Source organism: Nostoc sp. PCC 7107 (assembly GCF_000316625.1).
Classification (GTDB): Bacteria; Cyanobacteriota; Cyanobacteriia; order Cyanobacteriales; family Nostocaceae; genus Nostoc_B.
Genome location: NC_019676.1, coordinates 2,575,075 through 2,594,265, shown reverse-complemented (window position 1 = coordinate 2,594,265; position 19,191 = coordinate 2,575,075). Strand labels below are relative to the sequence as shown.

General features: G+C 40.8%; 18 protein-coding genes. 9 read left to right on the top strand and 9 right to left on the bottom strand.

All coding sequences use genetic code 11. The annotated features are described in order from the left end of the window. The first annotated feature begins 16 nt into the window (after window positions 1-16). The 4 genes from NOS7107_RS11000 (at window position 17) to NOS7107_RS10985 (ending at window position 4,717) form a co-directional block, all read left to right on the top strand. Window positions 17-841, top strand: coding sequence for a hypothetical protein (locus tag NOS7107_RS11000; RefSeq protein ID WP_015113047.1), 825 nt, complete (start codon window positions 17-19; stop codon window positions 839-841). Between the two features lie 65 nt (window positions 842-906). Continuing rightward, window positions 907-3,381, top strand: coding sequence for an ATP-dependent DNA helicase RecG (recG, locus tag NOS7107_RS10995; RefSeq protein ID WP_015113046.1), 2,475 nt, complete (start codon window positions 907-909; stop codon window positions 3,379-3,381). A 115-nt stretch (window positions 3,382-3,496) separates the two neighbouring features. Continuing rightward, on the top strand, window positions 3,497-4,003 hold the full coding sequence (locus tag NOS7107_RS10990) for a DUF192 domain-containing protein (protein ID WP_015113045.1): 507 nt from the start codon (window positions 3,497-3,499) through the stop codon (window positions 4,001-4,003). A gap of 486 nt (window positions 4,004-4,489) precedes the next feature. Then, complete coding sequence (locus NOS7107_RS10985; RefSeq protein ID WP_044499903.1) at window positions 4,490-4,717, top strand: DUF2949 domain-containing protein; 228 nt, start codon at window positions 4,490-4,492, stop codon at window positions 4,715-4,717. Between the two features lie 199 nt (window positions 4,718-4,916). Here NOS7107_RS10985 and NOS7107_RS10980 read toward each other — a convergent pair whose 3' ends face one another. From NOS7107_RS10980 to NOS7107_RS10970, 3 genes are all read right to left on the bottom strand, one after another. After that, the gene (locus NOS7107_RS10980; RefSeq protein ID WP_015113043.1) at window positions 4,917-6,068 is read right to left on the bottom strand and encodes an alanine--glyoxylate aminotransferase family protein; all 1,152 of its coding nucleotides are present in this window, start codon (window positions 6,066-6,068) and stop codon (window positions 4,917-4,919) included. A 518-nt stretch (window positions 6,069-6,586) separates the two neighbouring features. After that, the gene (locus NOS7107_RS10975; protein ID WP_015113042.1) at window positions 6,587-7,243 is read right to left on the bottom strand and encodes a PEP-CTERM sorting domain-containing protein; all 657 of its coding nucleotides are present in this window, start codon (window positions 7,241-7,243) and stop codon (window positions 6,587-6,589) included. A gap of 686 nt (window positions 7,244-7,929) precedes the next feature. Beyond that, window positions 7,930-8,547, bottom strand: coding sequence for a serine O-acetyltransferase (locus NOS7107_RS10970; RefSeq protein WP_015113041.1), 618 nt, complete (start codon window positions 8,545-8,547; stop codon window positions 7,930-7,932). Window positions 8,548-8,903: 356 nt separating this feature from the next. Here NOS7107_RS10970 and NOS7107_RS10965 point away from each other — a divergent pair, with 356 nt between their 5' ends. Then, on the top strand, window positions 8,904-10,628 hold the full coding sequence (locus NOS7107_RS10965) for an ABC transporter ATP-binding protein (protein WP_015113040.1): 1,725 nt from the start codon (window positions 8,904-8,906) through the stop codon (window positions 10,626-10,628). Between the two features lie 45 nt (window positions 10,629-10,673). Here NOS7107_RS10965 and NOS7107_RS10960 read toward each other — a convergent pair whose 3' ends face one another. Together NOS7107_RS10960 and NOS7107_RS10955 are read right to left on the bottom strand one after the other, a co-directional pair. Next, complete coding sequence (locus NOS7107_RS10960; protein ID WP_015113039.1) at window positions 10,674-11,390, bottom strand: peptidylprolyl isomerase; 717 nt, start codon at window positions 11,388-11,390, stop codon at window positions 10,674-10,676. Between the two features lie 247 nt (window positions 11,391-11,637). After that, entirely contained in the window at window positions 11,638-12,012 is a 375-nt protein-coding gene (locus NOS7107_RS10955; protein WP_015113038.1) for a cytochrome c, read from the bottom strand. A 207-nt stretch (window positions 12,013-12,219) separates the two neighbouring features. Here NOS7107_RS10955 and petG point away from each other — a divergent pair, with 207 nt between their 5' ends. Further along, a complete protein-coding gene (gene petG, locus NOS7107_RS27785) occupies window positions 12,220-12,333 on the top strand; it encodes a cytochrome b6-f complex subunit V (RefSeq protein ID WP_010995538.1) in 114 nt (37 codons plus the stop codon). Between the two features lie 223 nt (window positions 12,334-12,556). Here the strand turns inward: petG and rsmD are convergent, their stop codons facing one another. Then, window positions 12,557-13,129, bottom strand: a complete 573-nt coding sequence (rsmD, locus tag NOS7107_RS10950; protein ID WP_015113037.1) for a 16S rRNA (guanine(966)-N(2))-methyltransferase RsmD — start codon at window positions 13,127-13,129, stop codon at window positions 12,557-12,559. A gap of 83 nt (window positions 13,130-13,212) precedes the next feature. Continuing rightward, window positions 13,213-13,848, bottom strand: coding sequence for an imidazole glycerol phosphate synthase subunit HisH (gene hisH / locus NOS7107_RS10945; RefSeq protein WP_015113036.1), 636 nt, complete (start codon window positions 13,846-13,848; stop codon window positions 13,213-13,215). Window positions 13,849-13,906: 58 nt separating this feature from the next. Between hisH and NOS7107_RS10940 the strand changes: the two genes are divergently transcribed. Both NOS7107_RS10940 and NOS7107_RS10935 read left to right on the top strand, forming a co-directional pair. Next, entirely contained in the window at window positions 13,907-14,419 is a 513-nt protein-coding gene (locus NOS7107_RS10940) for a hypothetical protein (RefSeq protein ID WP_015113035.1), read from the top strand. 40 nt (window positions 14,420-14,459) lie between these two features. Further along, window positions 14,460-15,818 carry a DUF3370 domain-containing protein gene (locus NOS7107_RS10935; RefSeq protein ID WP_015113034.1) on the top strand — a complete coding sequence of 453 codons (1,359 nt, stop codon included), beginning with the start codon at window positions 14,460-14,462 and terminating at the stop codon, window positions 15,816-15,818. Between the two features lie 293 nt (window positions 15,819-16,111). On the opposite strand, the gene NOS7107_RS10930 is transcribed toward NOS7107_RS10935, so the two are convergent. Both NOS7107_RS10930 and NOS7107_RS10925 read right to left on the bottom strand, forming a co-directional pair. Further along, on the bottom strand, window positions 16,112-17,566 hold the full coding sequence (locus NOS7107_RS10930) for an amidohydrolase (protein ID WP_253274541.1): 1,455 nt from the start codon (window positions 17,564-17,566) through the stop codon (window positions 16,112-16,114). Window positions 17,567-17,781: 215 nt separating this feature from the next. After that, window positions 17,782-18,396: a hypothetical protein gene (locus tag NOS7107_RS10925; RefSeq protein ID WP_015113032.1), complete on the bottom strand. Its 615-nt coding sequence runs from the start codon at window positions 18,394-18,396 to the stop codon at window positions 17,782-17,784. 227 nt (window positions 18,397-18,623) lie between these two features. Here NOS7107_RS10925 and NOS7107_RS10920 point away from each other — a divergent pair, with 227 nt between their 5' ends. Next, window positions 18,624-19,190, top strand: a complete 567-nt coding sequence (locus tag NOS7107_RS10920; protein WP_015113031.1) for a Uma2 family endonuclease — start codon at window positions 18,624-18,626, stop codon at window positions 19,188-19,190. Window position 19,191 lies beyond the last annotated feature (1 nt).

Sequence of the window (19,191 nt, the reverse complement as noted above, 5' to 3'; positions counted from 1 at the left end):
GCAATTAAGAAAAGATATGGCGAGAGCAATTGAGCGAATTGATCGGGATTTGGCAATGCTAGAAGAAGCGATAATGGCGATCGCAGCCGAACTTCAAAGCGCCTATACTATTTATCTCACCCTCTTAGGTGAAGCTGTACGGAAACAGTTGATTCTGGCAAGTTACCATCTGTGTACTCAAGGTTATCCCGAAAACTTTTTAAGGTTGTCGTTAAATCAACGGCAGAAATTACAGCAAGCCATCCGCAAATTAGGCAAACAGCTATCTGAGCAATTACTCACATATATCAATGGTGAAGCAGTTAAAGAAGATGAGAATGTTGCCGAAAATGACGGGAATGATAATGAAGAACTTGTGGTGGAGAATTCAATAATCAATCTTCCTGACTCTTCTAACCCTGTAGAACTGGCAAAATGGCAAAATAGCTTAGAAGAATTGACGCAACAAGCACTCAAAAAAATCTCTCACGATACAAATGTGTTGTTGCAAAAAGCTGATATCTTACCCAAAAAAGTCCCAGAACCAATTTTAGAAGCCGCCGCAGCAGCTTCGGAAGCTGCTGCCGAAATTATGCCAGGGCCGCCAAATCTTTTAAACTTGGTCATCGAAATTGATGATGAGCAAGATGAAGAAGAATCTAGCTTTACACAGATTATGGCCATTAATCTGCGACTAGGAGAAGTTGAATTTGCCGACGCAACACTGGCTTCTAGCCGCAAGCAAATTCGGAATATCTTAGTAAAACTCCAAAAACTTGGACGGGAGTATCAAAAAAAGCAACGAGAACGTTCGATTGCAGAAGCCGAAGCGGCTTGGCGCTCAAGTTGGTATGAGGATTAGTCAAAAGTCAACATTAAAGACGATTGACCATTGACTACTGACCATTGACCATTGACTAATAACCAATGACTAATGACACACCAGATTGGATACGCTTGCATAAAGCCTTGGCAATAGAAGCAGAACATGGCTTTATCGACTTGATGGGCAAACAATACCGCTTTAGTGAATTTCTCAGCTTGACTTTTGGGAAATTTCCAGCCGCTATCCCGGCTATTGAACGTCGCCGTTGGCAAGAATTGGCGACAAAATTTGCCAGCTATCCCAATTTGGCAGTCAAAGATAGACAAAACTTAATTACTACAACTCGTAGGTATCTTGACCAACTACAAAAACAGCAAGAAGACCCAGAGGAGTTAGAAAAGCAGGGGAGAAGTTATCCATCAAAAATTCCCAAGTCTACCCCTGTGGTGAATGAGGTGAGTCGGAGACTAGCGCCAAAAATTGACCAAAAACTGAGCGACTTACCAGAAATAGGTATTCGCAAAGCTGACAAATTAGCTGCTTTGCAATTGTATACTGTGCGGGATTTGCTGTTTTACTATCCCCGCGACCACATTGATTATGCCCGTCAAGTAAATATCCGCGAGTTGCAGGCGGGTGAGACGGTAACTATTGTAGCTAGTGTCAAACGGTGTAATTGCTTTACTAGCCCCAAAAATCAAAAACTATCTATTTTAGAACTGGTACTTAAAGATAATACAGGTCAAATTAAAATTGGTCGCTTTTCGGCTGGGGCGCGGTTTACCAGTCGTGCTTGGCAAGAAAGTCTCAAACGCCGCTACCCAGTAGGTAGTGTAATAGCTGCTTGCGGGTTGGTGAAAGAAAGTAAATATGGCTTGACACTAGATAACCCAGAATTGGAAGTTTTGGCAAATCCGGGAGACAGCATTGAGTCGCTGACGATTGGGCGAGTAGTGCCAATTTATGCCCTAACAGAAGGGGTGATGGCGAATATGGTGCGTCAGGCGGTAACAGCAGTTTTACCGGCGGTAACTTCACTCAAAGACCCGCTGCCTAAAGGTTTGCGAGAAAAATATGATTTGATGGAATTGAAAGATGCGATCGCTAATATCCACTTTCCCATTGATAGCGATACCTTACAATCTGCCCGCCGTCGTCTGGTCTTTGATGAATTTTTCTATCTGCAACTCGGTTTACTGCAACGTCAGCAGCAAGCCAAAGCGATTCAAACCAGTGCGATTCTTGCACCTAAAGGTCAATTAATTGAAAAATTCTCCGAAATCTTACCCTTTCAATTAACTGGCGCACAGCAAAGAGTCCTCAATGATATTTTGAATGATTTGCAGAAAACCACACCGATGAATCGTCTGGTACAGGGCGATGTCGGTTCTGGTAAGACCGTCGTGGCGGTGGTAGCAATTTTAGCAGCCATTCAATCTGGCTATCAAGCAGCGTTGATGGCTCCTACAGAAGTCTTAGCCGAACAGCATTACCGCAAGTTAGTTAGCTGGTTTAATTTATTACATTTACCCGTGGAACTACTCACAGGTTCCACCAAAACTGCCAAACGCCGCGAAATTCATTCATTGTTAGCCACAGGGCAATTACCTTTATTAGTGGGAACCCACGCCTTAATTCAAGACCCGGTAAACTTTTACCGCTTGGGGTTAGTGGTGATAGATGAACAACATCGCTTTGGGGTGAAGCAACGAGCGTTATTACAACAAAAAGGCGAACAACCCCATGTATTAACGATGACTGCAACTCCCATTCCCCGGACACTAGCCCTGACAATTCACGGGGATTTGGATGTCAGCCAGATTGATGAATTACCACCGGGAAGGCAAAAAATTCAAACTACCGCATTAACTAGCCAGCAACGTAGCCATGCTTACGACCTGATCCGCCGAGAAGTTGCCCAAGGTAGGCAAATTTATGTAGTGTTGCCTTTAGTGGAAGAATCAGAAAAATTAGACTTGCGATCGGCGGTAGAGGAGCATCAAAAGTTACAAGAAAGCGTCTTTCCCGATTTTCAAGTCGGGTTGCTGCACGGGCGGATGAGTTCCGCCGAAAAAGACGAAGCAATTACAAAATTTCGAGATAATCAAACGCAGATTTTGGTATCTACAACTGTAGTTGAAGTGGGTGTAGATGTACCTAATGCGACAGTGATGCTCATTGAAAATGCAGAACGTTTTGGTTTATCACAACTACACCAACTACGGGGACGTGTCGGTCGGGGTGCGGCTCAGTCGTATTGTTTGCTAATGAGCAGTTCCCGAAATCCTGATGCTCAACAACGGTTGAAAGTATTGGAACAATCCCAGGATGGTTTTTTCATCTCGGAAATGGATATGCGTTTTCGCGGACCTGGTGAAGTTCTGGGAACCCGCCAATCTGGTGTGCCAGATTTTACCTTAGCTAGTTTAGTAGAAGATGAAGAAATATTACTCTTAGCACGTCAAGCCGCCGAGAAAGTCATAGAAATAGATGTGACTTTAGAGCGCTGGTATTTGATGAAAGAAGAATTGAAATACCGATATGACAGGTTAATGGGCGGTGCTATTTTAACTTAACGCAACAATGATGAAGCCATAATTGCCCATAAGACCAAAAAAGATACCAAAAGAAGTGGGCTTTCTGGGGGAAATTCTGTAAAATCAAAATTTAAATAACAAAATGGCAAATTTTATGATACGTTGGCTAAGTTTACTACCAATTATGCTCAGTCTGTTTCTGATGGGATGTTCTACCCAAACAACGGCTAAAACTCCTATTCAAGTACCAACAGCCACTGGTCAGATACTACCAATTTCAGCTACAGCAGTTGTTCCCAATGGGACAAAAATTGAGTTGGAGGTGGCAGTAACTCCAGAACAGCAGGCAAAAGGATTAATGAATAGACCTGCATTACCAGAGAATCGCGGTATGTTATTCAAGTTTCCTTCGGCACAGCCTGTGCAGTTTTGGATGAAGAATGTACCTGTGGCGCTGGATATGGTCTTTTTACAAAATGGAGTAGTGAAGTATATTCAGGCTGCTGCACCGCCTTGTTCGAGTGAACCTTGTGGGACTTATGGGCCAACCGTACCAATTGATACTGTAATTGAACTGCGTGCAGGACGAGCCGAAGAATTAAAGCTCAAGCTAGGAGATAGTGTCAAAATTAAATTTTTAGAGAACAGTAGTTTACGGTAGTAAGCCCTAAAAACCTCGTTGAATAAGCTAGAAAAATATCTAATCAATGATTTTTTTGTAAAAAAACTGTTAAGTAGATATGAACTGGCAAATTGTCTCTAGGGCATCTAATATGATGACAAAAATAGTAAAAAAAACTACTTAAGAGGTAAAATAACAATCTTAAGGTTTCATTGCGAAAAATCTTCCTTTTGGCGTAAGTGTAAACAGTCTCTCATAAGGGAGCATAGGCTATGGAATCTTGGTTACTTAAAGTGTAATTAAATAGAACACTCAGGCAAATTAAGGATGAAGTTAATTTAACTTGCTGAAGTGCTATTAGAAAATTAAACAAACCGATAATTTAGAGCCTGGGATTGCTCAATTTTTGGGAAAAATTGTTCTATTTAAGGATTATCAAGCAATATTTTGGGATCTTAATCCGGTAATTGCACAGTCTCAACTGAAGTAGTAGCTGCGGACAAAAGAGGAATGGTGAATAGATATATGACCATACAAACTAAACAAGGAGGTGAGTTACAAATGTCACCATCAACATATTCACGACTGATTCATTTTTTACAGGAAGATTTGTCAATTTCGGCAGCATCTCTGGCAGTAGCTTTACGGCATCGGGAACAAGATCCTGGGCCTTTGCCGATGATTCTTTGGCAGTATGGGTTGATTACGATGGAACAGTTAGAACAAATTTATGATTGGCTAGAAACTGTTTAAGTATGAATGCTCATGGGGGAGAATTAAGGTATGTCACATCCACCCTGCCTAGGAACGAGGCTGATAGATAGGGCAATTAACTTTTACCAATCCTACTTATTTAAATCCAAGTTAAAAGAGCGAGTTGAAGATGGTTATTTTACTCGCTCTTTTAATTTTTAGTCATTTGTCAGCAATTTTTAGGAATAATTATTGACTATTAACCATTCAGTACTCTAGCTGCTGCCGCTACACCAGCACCCGGTGTAAAGTTTTCATAGCCTAGTTCTAACAGCACAACTTCTAGGGATGCTATGCAGCTAAGGATATCGCGATCGCTCACAAAACCCAAGTGACCAATACGGAAAATTTTATTTTTCAAATGGTCTTGACCACCAGCTAAAGCAATATCAAAACGCTTGTTCATCAACGAACGAATTTTATCAGCCTCAATATCTGGTGGTGCTACTGCTGTAATTGCTGGACTAGCACAGCTATCTGCGGCAAACAACGGTAAGTTTAATCCTTTAATAGCCGCACGGGTAGCATTTTTTTGCCGTTCATGTCTGCCAAAGATAGATGCCAAACCTTCTGCTTTCATCATCCCCAAGGTAGTATGCAGCGCCACAATTAAATTCACTGGGGGAGTGAAAGGGGTGGTATTTTTAGCCGCAGATTTCCGATATTTACCTAAATCTAAATAATATTTTGGCAATTTAGCTGTTTTATAAGCTTCCCATGCCTTAGCGCTCACAGAAACAAAACCCAAGCCTGGGGGAATCATGTAACCTTTTTGCGAACCGGAGGCGACTACATCTAGTCCCCAGGTATCAATAGGTAAATTGAATGCACCCAAACTAGTTACAGCATCAACAATAATTAAAGCTTCACCATGTTCTTTAACGTGGCGGTTGATGGTTTCTAAGTCATTTAGAACGCCTGTTGATGTTTCACTGTGAGTGATAACAACGGCTTTGATTTGTTTTGCTGTATCGGCTTGCAGTTTTTCAGCAAACTGTGCTGGGTCTAAAGGTTTACCCCATTCCGCAGTAATAGTCTCAACATTTAAACCGTAGGCTTGGCTAACTTCAGCCCAGCGTTCACCAAATTTACCATTACAACCAATTAAAATGCGATCGCCTGGGGAAAGAAAATTAATGATCCCAGCTTCTACTGCACCTGTACCGCTGACATTCAACATCAGCACATCGCTTTCGGTTTGGTGCAGCCATTTGAGGTTAGCTGTCACCTCTGCCAAAATGTTACTGAACTCACTGGTACGATGACCAATGGGGTGTTTGGCTAAAGCCAGTAAGGCAGCTTCTGGCACTGGTGTTGGGCCAGGAATCATCAGCATCAGCTTATCTTCCATGTCTTTGTCCTAATAGTCAAATAATAGTTAAAGGTTTAGGGATGGTTAATTCTGGAGCAAAATTTATACATATTTATTTGAGTTCTGCACCAGTATTTTTTGTATTCTCCAAATCCATAAAATTCTTGGTCAGCTTGACCTTGACAATTTATTGAGAATTCTAGACAACCTGAAACTCTGGTTTTAGGCAATCTCACCAGACCCATCAATCACCACGTCTGGTAGTTTACTAGTGGCTAATCTTTGGCTAACGTGAAGGAGACATCTAAGTTTTTACCCAGTTTGTTGAAGTTTGATAGCAGCGATTATCTAGAATCTCACAAATTGGGTACAGGTACAATGACTTAGAAAATTTTGTCGTATCTAGTTTAAAAAGGGAATTGGTATAACAGCAAAATCCCTCTAATTATTTTTACGCATAAAATAAGAGCGATGTGCGATCGCTCTCTGTGATCCTTTACGGCCGATTGTCGGTAAATGAGGTGTAAATTTTTAGCCCAAAGCTATGTATTCTTAGTTTAAGCTTCAGCTTTAGCTTTTTGTTGTTGCTTCTTCTTATGGCGCAAAGCTATACCAAAAGTACCTGCGGCTAATGAGCCGATGATAGTTACGGGTTCGGGAACAGGTTCGTTACCTCCAGAAGTGCGAACCGTTAGACTTGAGGATAGGTACTGATCTAATGTATCGACAACCCCAAATCCTACAGTGTATGTTCCGGCTGTTGCGAATGTGTAAGCAGTCTGAGATGAAGTTTGTCCAAAATTCCCTACTTGTCTTACATCAGCCAGTTTATTGAGAGAAGTGCCAATAGAGTAGAAGGAAAAATCATTATAAGGCAGATAGTCACCTGCTTGGAACTGCCAATCAAACGTCAAAACATCCCCAGCTTGGACTGTAATAGTATTTTTAATAGCAGAAGCATTGTTAACATTTTGACTATTCAAAGTATCTAAGGCTCCGCTGGCTAGTCCTAAGAATGACTCTACAGCAGTGTCAGTAACTCCACCGCCATCAATAATGGCTTGCTGATTACTCAAACTAAAGTTGCCAATTCCCTGCCATCCAGTAAAATCTGAGATGTTAATCACTGCTGCTTGAGATGGACTAGCCGCAAAAACAAATGTTGTTCCAGCACCAGCCAGCAGTAACATATTCGCCAAGCTAAAGTTTTTCATTGTATTTACTCTTGTGAAGATTACAAACTTGATCCCAAAAAGAATTACATCCAAAAAAGATGATCATTAATCCACTGCTGAGTTCAGAAACGAGAAAATGATTGAAGCATTTTCTCTCATCCCAGTTTTTATTTAAGCTACTAACTCAGACTTCCTTCCTTACCAGCAAATGATAGATACTTTTTACCTCAATAAAAAATTAGTAAATATTTTAGATATCCTGACGTTAAAACGAGATGAGACTGCTTTGTGAGCTATTGACACTAAATACTCTTATCTAAAAAAGCAATTCCCAGCAAGGGTTTTTACTGAGCTTCATGAAATTTTTATATCTAAAATTGTGATTGATATCTTCACATAGAGTGCTATTAGCTATCAAATATAAGAGTGGTCAGACATGATCACAGTTTATTTATAGCAGTTTTGTCTTTATTTATAGGCTAGACTGCTATAAATAATAATTTCTTATACAATTTATGTAAATTTAATTTTTACGTAAAAAATCTCAACATACATCGTCAATCAATTTTGGATTGACTCCACACTTTAGGGTAGAGCTTGATAGCGAAGCGTACGCAGCTCCGCGAGTATTTTGGATTAATTCCGCCCTGAAGGGGTGGGGCTGGTACTGAAAATTCCCCATCCAAAATTTCAAATTTTTCGGTCAAGGAATCCCCACGCCTAATTTACAATTTCTCTTCAACCTTGACTCCATTTCTTCTAATAATTGCAGCCGGAATTCCCACAACTACACAATCATTAGGAACATCTTTAACAACAACTGCATTTGCGCCGATTGTGACATTATCACCTACTTGAATATTACCTAATACTTTAGCCCCCGCCGTAATCCGAACATTATTGCCAATTTTGGGACGACCTGATTTATCTTTATATCCAATTGTTACTTGTTGGTTTACCCAACAGTGTTCACCTATATCTGCCATAATAATAGTGCTAAATCCATGCTGGATAAATAAACCTGCTCCAATACAAGAAGAAGAATCTAAGAAAAGAGAAGGACATTCTGGGTAAAGTATTTTCAGTAAATACATTGAAATACGCCCGGTTAAATTGCCTTTAAATAGACGATAATAGTACAAATTTCTAAATTCTTGTGTTTTGTCTAGTAGGACAAGTAATTGCATCCACAAGGGTTGCTCTGGCAAACTTAAAACTTCAGCCCATCGTTTGATATCAGCAGTAATAATTTCTTTCTCTGTTGTGAATATAAATGGTATTAATAGTGGTGAAAACCAGAAAATTATGAACCTAAAAATAGCTTGTTTAATCAAAGTTTTCATAATATTTACCCAATAATTATAAGTGGCTAGTCGGTAATTGTTATCCGTGATAGTTGGATTTTACGCAGTTATTCTACTTAGGACTAAAACTGCTAGATGCAATGTATCCGATAAAACTTGTAATGGCAATATTTGCGGAAATTATAGATGTATATCTGCCAATATGGTTTAGTTAATGCTTTAATCTTTTGAAGATATTCAAAATAGGCTATTAAACATCTTTTACAGTGTTTTTCAGAGGATCGTCTCAGGCGATGGATCTGAAAAACATTAATTAATTTTAAAATTGGTGAATTGAAACTACACAAAAGCTGATAGCGTCAAACCAAGTAAAATCATATTCTGGAAGTCATAGCTTGAAAACCCGTTCTAATTACTGGCAACTACTGCCATATATCAAACCCCAGTGGGCAAACATTATCAAAGGCTTAATCGGCATTATTGGCTACGTGCTGGCGACACTAACGTTAATTAATCTTGCTGGTAAATTAGCAGCGCCTTTTGGTCAAGGTAATGTAGTAGCGATCGCCCAAATAGCAGGTGTTTGTGCTTTGATATTTCTGGTACGTGGCTTTTTTCAGTCCGTACAAGATATGTACATGGCTAAAGTCGCTTTAAGAGTGGCTTATTATCTCCGCAAGCAAGTATACAGCCATTTGCAAAAATTAGATTTAAGCTATTTTGAACAAGCTAAAACAGGTGATTTAGCTTACCGCCTGACAGAAGATGTAGATCGGGTGGGGGAAGTTGTCAACAAACTACTGCACGACTTTATTCCCTGTGTGTTGCAGTTAATTGCCATACCCATATACATGATTTATTTGAATTGGCAACTCACACTCGCCACAATTGTGATTGCACCGTTAATGGGAGTGTTAATTGGCTGGTTTGGGGAACGGCTACGTCAGTATTCTGTGAAAAGTCAAAATCGCGTATCGGGATTATCGGCTATTTTGACGGAAGTGTTCAGCGGAATTCGCCTTGTCCAAGCGTTTGCAGCAGAGAATTATGAAATTGCTCGTTTTGGTTATGAAGCGGAACGTTCTTTAAAAGCGAAGTATTCCGCAGAACGCCTCAAAGCCATCCAAATTCCCATCATTGGTTTTTTAGAAGCTTTAAGTGCCTTATCTTTATTAATGGTTGGTACGTGGCAAATTTATCAACGCAACTTAACTGTGGGAGATTTTTTCAGTTATTTAGCGGCGGCGGCATTGTTAATTGACCCGATTGGTCATACAACCAACAACTACAATGAGTTTAAACAAGGTGAAGCATCCTTAGACCGAGTATTTGAATTGATGGCGATTCAACCAAAGGTAATAGAAAAAACAATTGCGATCGCCCTACCACCAGTTAAAGGTAAAGTAGAATATCGCCAGATTTCTTTTGCTTACAAACCCGGTGAACCAGTCCTGCAAGATATAAGTTTACTAGCATTACCCGGAGAAGCGATCGCTTTGGTGGGTGCTTCTGGTGCAGGAAAAACCACTTTTGTGAATCTCCTTCCCCGTTTTTATGACCCAAATTCTGGGCAAGTTTTCATAGATGATATTGATATTCGGGATGTCACCTTACATAGTCTGCGGCGACAAATTGGCATTGTTCCCCAAGAAACAGTGATATTTTCGGGAACCCTGGCTCAAAATATTGCTTTTGGACAAGATGCTTTTGAGATGGATGCAGTTATGGCATCTGCGAAAATTGCTAACGCCCATCAATTTATTACCCAGTTACCAGAAGGTTATGAAACTTGGGTAGGTGAACGTGGCGTAAATTTATCGGGTGGACAACGCCAAAGAATTGCGATCGCCCGTGCTGTTCTCCTGAATCCGCGTATATTAATCTTAGATGAGGCCACATCTGCATTAGATTCAGAATCGGAAGCTTTGGTGCAAGAAGCCCTAGAAAGACTCATGCAGAACCGGACAGTATTTATTATTGCCCATCGTTTAAGTACAGTGCGAAGATGCGATCGCATTCTCGTTATGGAAAAAGGGCAAATAGTGGAATCGGGTAATCATGAGGAATTATTGATGCTGGAAGGTCGCTATGCTAGATTTTATGCCCAGCAATTTAGTTAGTGGTGAATGGTTATCTGGTAGATACAAACGACTATGGACAATTAACTATTTTTGGATTTGTTTTTGCTGTTCTTGTAGCCAAGCTTCAAAAAGTTCATTCAGTAATCTTGCTTTCATCTGGTCATCTAATTGGGCTGGGATGAGTTTCTCCAAACGCAGAATCACAACCCATTCGGCTATGCGGGCTGGTGGTATAACTTGACCTGGTTGACTGCTAGATAACAACTGTGCCATTCCCGGATGGATTGCTTGTAGTTCAACAGGGCCGACTAGTCCACCAGTTTGGGCTTCTGGGCCTTGAGAGTATTCTTGGGCGACTTCTGCAAATGACTGTTCTTTAGCCTGGAGTCGAAAGTAAAGTTCTTGGACAAGTCCGATATCTTGAGTGCGTAGTAGGGAATAAATTACTTTATCTAGTTTGGTTTTGTTTTGAAAGAAGTAAGATTCTAGCTTGTTACCCCAAGTGTCTAGCTTGAATTTTTCAATTTTCAGTCTGCGAATAGTTACAGATTCTAATTGATCTACTGTGATACCGTGATAGGCCATCCAAGCTTTAATGTCTGTATCAGTTTTTAATTGTCGTTCTAAGTAAAACTGCTGTTGAGCGCGGGTAATTTCTTCTGGTGTACATTCTATATTTGCGATCGCTTCATCGATAATTAATTCCCTTAGTAGTTGTGGCAGCATTTGATAACTTGCCAGTAAAGAAATTAGCTCAGTCGCTGGGATTGCACGGTTGCCAATTTGGAGAACTTCTGTCATTTTTTATTCCAACTGCGATCGCATCATCACGCAATTCATTTTTACACATTCAACCACCCTTCCACTCATAGTTAAGTGGTGAGTTCCGAGTATAAACTCAGTTACTTTAAAGATTTCACCAATTAACAATGTCATAATCTATGTGATTACAGCCGCAGTTATCTTCAAAGTATGGTTAACAAAAATTAAAGATGTAGAAAACCTTTGCTTCCCAAATCTTTAAATATTTTTTAATAAAAGTAAATCACTACAAAGTTTCTAAAAAGCTCAAAAGGTCAGCCATTTCTTGGGTACTAGGCTGAAATTTGGGCATAGGCGGTGTTTCACCGCTAATAACTTGGTGAATCAACTTATAACGAGATTTACGTTTAGAAACAGCTTGTAAACTAGGGCCGACTCGCCCATCTGCTTGCCAACCATGACAACCAGCACAATTAATTTGAAAAATAGCGTTTCCTTGCTCTGGGTTTCCCGTTAAGGAAAGAACTGTTTTAACGTAAGGATCTGAGGCTTGTACCATTTGAACACCAAAGATGCCCAAAGGAATTACTAGCAGTATCGCTAGAGCCAACAAGGCGATCCGCTGAATTAGAATTTCAGGTTTGGTAATCTGGTTATCCAAAAGGTTTGCCGTGAAAGTGTAAGGTGATAAAATTTTTCATTTCCTACACATAGCTTAAAAGTTCTTGATTTCCACTGCAAGCGCAGATGACTGTTTTCTTACAAGTGGTTATCGCTCCAAAACACTGCGGTAAGCGGGATTCGCCGTAATTTGGTAAAATCAAAAACGGGATATGAATCATTAATAATTGCAAACAGGAGATTTAAAGTGGTTGAACCCCTGCTTTCAGGTATTGTCCTTGGTCTAATTGTCGTTACTCTCGCTGGTCTATTTTACGCTGCATACAAGCAATACAAGCGTCCCAACGAGTTGGGTGGTTGATATAGTAGGGGACAGGTAACAGGTGACAGGTAACAGGGTTAAAAACCTTGTGGTGTCTATGTTTTCTCATCTGTTGATGTCCCAAGCTATTAGGCGAATGGAATTCGCGGCTACACAAACTAAGTCCGCCTGCGCGGACTAACTGAAAATCAAAGATTTGAAACCCACGTAGGCGGTCACGGAGCCTGTCGAAGTGTCGGTTTTGTCTGTGTAGCTGCGGTTTCTAACCGCCCGTTTCACTGTCTGTAGCTGAGTCCATAATTCTGTAGAAAGTCAAAGCTGTGTTACCGTAAACTTTTTGACGCGAGATTTCCCAATTGGGGATTGTTGGTGGTGTCCAGCCTTGGGGATTGTGTTCTACGGCGATTTCACCTTTAGTATCTAACAAATTATAATCAGCGATCGCTTCTAGCACAGGTTGATATAATCCACTGGTGTATGGCGGATCAAAATAAATTTTGTCAAACTGTTTTCCTGACAAAATTTTTAACTGTTGAATTACATCACCCCGCAATAGCTGCCATTTTTGTTCACTGTTAGCTAATTGCTGCCAATTTTCTTGAATAATTGCACAGGCTCGGCTTGATTGTTCAATTCCTACTACCAAGCTGGCTCCTCGACACAAAGCTTCTGCGCCCATTGAACCACTACCGGCGCACAAATCTAGCCAGCGATAATCTGCAATTTCGCCTTGCCAAATATTAAAAACAGCTTCCCTTACCCTAGCACTTGTAGGTCTGGTTTCTTTCCCTGGTAAGGTTTTAATCGGACGTTTGCCGTAAATTCTCAGGCTCATGATAATTAGTCATTGGTCAATGGTCATTAGTCATTAGTCTGTAACAAAACAAATGACAAATCACAAATGACAAATCACAAATCTTATGCGGCAATTTGTTCACGAACTTGAGAAACAAAATTAGACAGGATTTGCAATCCTATATTAGATGATTTTTCCGGGTGAAATTGCACTGCCATCAGGTTTTCTTTGGCAATAGCAGCTGTGATAGTTTGAGTACCGTGGGTAACAGTTGCAGCCCGAACTTGCGGATCTGTTGGGTCAACATAATAAGAATGCACAAAATAAACCCAAGGGTTTGCAGGTAAATGCTCCCATAAAATGCTTTTTGGTTGAGTAAATTCCAGTTGATTCCAACCCATGTGGGGAATTGTAATTCCTGGTTCATGCTGAAATCGGCGGACTTTTCCTTTGATAATTCCTAGCCCTGGTTGGGTTCCTTCTGCACTTGATTCAAATAGAATTTGCAATCCTAAACAAATTCCTAAGAAAGGTTTACCAGAAGCGATCGCGTCTTTAATTGGTTGCTCTAAATTCCGTTCTCTGAGATGTTGCACTGCGGGATCAAATGCACCAACTCCTGGCAATACTACCGCATCTGCTAATGATATCTCTTTAGCAGAATCTGTAATCTTAGGAGTTGCCCCAGCTTTTTCTATGCCTTTACAGACTGAGTGCAAATTTCCCATGTCGTAATCTACGACTGCAATAACTGGCATTGACCTGCTCCTTGTAAATTTATTATGGAGGGTTTTTCTATTCTAAATAATAATTCTAATGAAGAAAAGAATTCTATTAACTTCTTTTGACACTTGGTTAAATGATCAACCGTCAAATTCATCGGATGATTTATTGCAAGAAGTGAGTCAAGTTGATTCCATTCCCCACGATTTAAAATTTCTCCGGCTGTTACCTGTAGATGTGATGCTGGCTAGTTCCTGGGTAATTCAAAAAATCTCCCAGTTGCAACCAGATTACATTATCTGTTGTGGCATGGCTGCAAGTCGCCAGCGATTAAGTGTAGAGATGGGTGCTAATCAAGGAGAAATTTTTTTGGCGACCGGAGTAAATTTGGAAAAATTAGTTTCGGGAACAGTAGCAACTGATATTAGTAAGGACTGCGGTAAATTTGTGTGCGAGGGTCTTTATTATGCAGTTCTTGACTATTTACACCAATATCAACTGACAAATCGTTGTATATTTGTTCACGTTCCAATTTTAAATCAAGAAAATTTGGTAGCTATTGTTGCCGATTTCTTATTAATTATTCACAATTTGGCACTCGCATAAAATGGTGTGCGTCTTGTAGGAAAAATAGTCACCTAAGTATATGTTGTCATTTTTACTCAGCTTACTGATTGCTCAAGCCACACCGCCCACACCACCACCAGAAGAAGTTGTCCAACAGCAACAAGTTTTGCCTTTACCAGGACAGTTAGATTCAGTCCCAACGTTTAATAGCAATAGTCCAGAATTGGTGTTGAAAGAAGGAATTTTATTGTCTACTTTTCCAGGGGATAGTAAAAAAGTCCCAACAGCGCATTTAAATTTTCCTTTTCGGGGACGATTTGATATTTTTGCTCACCATGTGGCGAAAGCCGACCCCCCAGAAAATCTGAGATCGCTCTATCTCGGTGTAATTCTGCATAACCCAACTGACCAACCAGTCACCGTCAATGTCTTGCAAGCGGCGAGTTATTTAAGTCAACCCGATGCACCATTTATTGAGTTACCGCCGTTTGTCGAAGATGCTGCGGGTAAAGTATTTGCCGGGCCAGGCGATCGCGCTATGTCTGATATTCTCAGAGGAAGGCGACAATCAATTTTTCCGGCGCAAATAATTCTTGCACCTAAGCAAAGTCAAATGTTACTTAATCTCCCCATTCCCGTACAAGGGTTAACGCCGCCTTTAAATGGTCGGTCTACCTTGATGCGCTTGCGGACTAATGGGACAGTTTACGCCGCTAGTTTAGCGATGTTTGCCAAGGATAATGCTGATGGTAGCGAACGTGCGCCAACTTTAGCAGAGTGGGAAAATTTATTAGATAACGGTGAACTATCCACGCCACGGGATAAAACACCTACTCCTTTAGAAGAAACTGGTAAACCGAGAATTTACGGAAGAGTCGCGGGGGTTGTCGGCGGTTCCTTTTGGCGTGCATTTATAGTAGATAGTCCCAAAGCCAGATTCTTAACCATTCCCCAGGCGGGACAAGCTATTTCCTATGCCTTGAGTACCTTGCACGGCGGAACTTTGGGGACTAATCAAATTCAAAGTGCGCCGATGTTAGCGCGTTATCCCGATACTGCATATCGCGCACATGGTAACTATGCAATTCAATACAACTTGAAGTTACCGTTATATAACAACACATCTACACCGCAAACTGTGGCTGTGGCCATGCAAACCCCAATTAAAGAAGACCAGTTAGTGAAACCTGGACTGCGCTTTTTTAGCACCCCAGCACGCCAAACATTCTTTCGTGGAAGTGTGCGGATACGGTACAAAGATGATAGAGGTATGGCGCAAACCAAATTTGTGCATTTAGTCCAAAAGCGGGGTCAACCAGGAGAGCCACTGGTAGTATTAAATCTGAAAGCGAGCGATCGCAGATTAGTGGAAGTAGACTTTCTCTATCCCCCCGATGCTACCCCACCGCAAGTATTAACTGTGTCAACTCAAAAATGATTTTTCGGCATTACTGAAAATATGCAACGCCAAAATTGTAGTACGTAGCTGATTATTGGCGGCGCGATCAACACTGTGCGATCGCGCCATTTTATTTACCAATCGAGAAAACTAAACAGCCTAAGCGGCGTACTAAGGCATGGATTTTCAAGCCATTGGAAGACAGGACTTACGCACAGGCTACGGAAAATCGAACCACAGAGACGCAGAGTTCACAGAGGAATGAGACTTTGAGAGTTTTTTTACGTAAGTCCTAGAAGAGAATTTTGTTTGGTGATGTTTCAAAACAAGAGTTAATTCGATGGACGGATCTCTGCTTGAATCTGCTCACCAATCCTGATAGCTTCACGCCGAACTTGCTTAGTGTCAACCGTAAGAACCTTACGCTCAGACATGAGAACTTTCCCATCCACAATTACAGTATCAACATCCTCAGCTTTTGCTGCATAAACGAGATGGGAAATAACATCGTAAAGAGGAGTCAGGTGTGCAGATGTGAGGTCTACTTGAATTAAATCTGCTTGCAACCCAACTTTGACAGCACCAATTTTATCAGCCAAACCGAGGGCTTCTGCACCTCCCAAGGTTGCCATCCGTAAGACAGTCCTGGCCGGTAAAGTGGTAGGGTCGAGAGTTGTGCCTTTATGAATCAGGGCAGTAAGACGAATCGCTTCCCACATATCTAAATCATTGTTGGACGCAGCACCATCCGTACCCAGACCAACTTTAATTCCTGCCTGTACCATCGCCGGAACAGGTGCAAAGCCAGAAGCCAACTTCAAATTCGATTCAGGATTATGGATGACACCAACACCGCGTCTTGCCATCAGCGCAATTTCACTTTCATTAGGCCAAACTACATGAGCAGCAAAGACTCGCGGATCTAAGAACCCGATATTTTCTAGATGTTGTACTGGGGTGGCATTATAGCGCTGTTGGATGTCTTGAACTTCGGTTGGTGTTTCTGCAAGGTGAATCGTCAATGGCACATCGTATTGACGTGCTGCCTGGATAGCTTGTTTCAGATGCTCTGGCGAGACAGTGTAAGGAGCGTGAGGAGCTAAAGCTGTGATAATTCGTGGGTTCCGTCCTTTCCAACGTTTCACGAAATCTACTGCCGCAGCAAACGCATCATCCCAGCCGCGAAAACCAGGGCTAGGAAAATCGATAGATGAAGGTGCTATTACAGCCCGCAAGCCACATTGATCAACTACTCTAGCGGCAACATCGGGCTTGAAGTACATATCAACAAATGTCGTAGTGCCACCACTAATCATTTCCCAACAAGCCAGTGTCTCACCAACGCGGATGAAGTTTTCGTTAACGAACTGTCCTTCTGCGGGAAATATATAATTTTGTAACCAATCTTGTAAGTTTAAGTCGTCTGCCAGACCGCGAAACAACACCATTGCTGTATGAGAATGACCATTGACAAGACCAGGCATGAGTACCTTACCTTCGCCGGATAGTCTCTTGGCAGATCTGTAAGATGCCATGATTTTGTCTTGTGTATCTACAGCAACAATTTTGCCGTCGTTGAGGGCCACCGCACCATTCTTAATTACAGGTTGTGCATCATTCATCGTGACCACAAAATCACCGCCGACAATCATTTCTACCGGCTGTCTGCGTTGATTGCGCCAAGGGCTATTATTCTGCGCGATCGCAGCTTGACCAGCAAAGGCAATCAACACCGTACAGGCAAAAATAACTAACAGCCTGTAGTATTTTGAAAACTGGCTTTTCACTCTACGTATCCCTACTCAATTTTCTCTCGTGGTTAAAAAATGCGTCTTATTTTTAACTTAAATTTAACCAGTATTTTTACTGATGGGACTAAATATAGCACTTTAGACGAAAAACCTTAATTATTGCGATCACAATTGTGATTTCACTGGTAGCACCGATGGATTTTGCGATCGCAATCCTCCCTCAACTATGCAACAGTTTTTTTGGGAAATATCTAATCAACGCGTTGAATACCGACGTGTTGCGTAAAGACATACCAATCTTTCGAGAAACCTTTAAATTCAACATCCTTCAGGTTAAATCTGAGATGATTATCCTGAATGGAGAATTTCACACTATTATTAGTATCCGGCTTATCTGTTGATAAAATTAATTCTGTACCTGCGGGAATTATCTGTTTAGATTGATCATTCAGCACCTTAGAATCAACAGGTTGGCGCTTAATTATCGTCTCTGCGTTAAACACCAGCTTGAGAAAACCTTGTTGATTCCCGACCGACTGACGATCTACAGTAACTTTTACACTATCCTTAGATTGTTGCTTAGTGGCGATCGCGCTAATATTCGTAACAGGAGTGATTTCCTCTTGGATAATTTTGGCGTGTTTCCCAAAAGCAAACCAGTTACTACTAAAACCTTTAAACTGAATATCTTCTAAAAATAATTTATAGTGGTCAGAGTTATTGATTGGGAGTTCATAAGACTTAAGTACAAGCAGCGTACCAATGGGAATACTTTGTTGCTTAGTGCTAGGTAATTGACTGGATTGTACTGGTTCTTGTTTAAGAACTGTATCTTGAATAAACAGAACGCGATTTAAGGTAGCCATATTCTTACCCTGAGAACTTATACCAAGTTATACAATATAAAATTAAGTTTTACAGATGAAACTCCCCAGGCTGCTTTAAAAAGTTGGGAATTTCCCGTTCATCAATAATTAGGCTGGCTACGCCACTACAATTTCTGGTTTATGTGATAAACCATCTCTGATACTCCACTGTTAAAATTTAATCAAAAGTAACTGAAGTTAGCAAAAAAGCCACGAGGACAAGTTAAATGAATACTGTAGTTCTCAATCTAGAACCCATCGCGCATTTAAGTGATGAGCAATTTTATCAATTGTGTATTGCCAATCGTGATTTAAACTTGGAAATGAACGCAGCAGGAGAATTAATTATTATGCCACCAGTAGGAGGAGAAAGCGGAAATCAAGAAGCAGACTTAATTACAGATTTGAATAATTGGAATCGTCAAGCTAAATTAGGCAAAGTTTTTAGTTCTTCAACTATCTTTATCCTGCCAAATGGTGCAAAACGTTCTCCTGATGCAGCTTGGGTAAAACTGGCAAGGTGGGAAGCTTTAACGCTAGAACAACGCAAAAAATTCCCGCAACTCGTACCAGATTTCGCCATTGAACTGCGTTCTGAAACAGATAGGCTCAAATCTTTGCAAGAAAAAATGCAGGAATATATAGAAAATGGTTTGCGTTTAGGATGGCTGATTAATTATCAAGATGGCAAAGTAGAAATTTATCGACAAGAAAATTCTGTCGAAGTAATCCAAATTCCAGCAATTCTGTCTGGGGAAGATGTATTACCTGGATTTGAGTTGCACTTGAATTAGC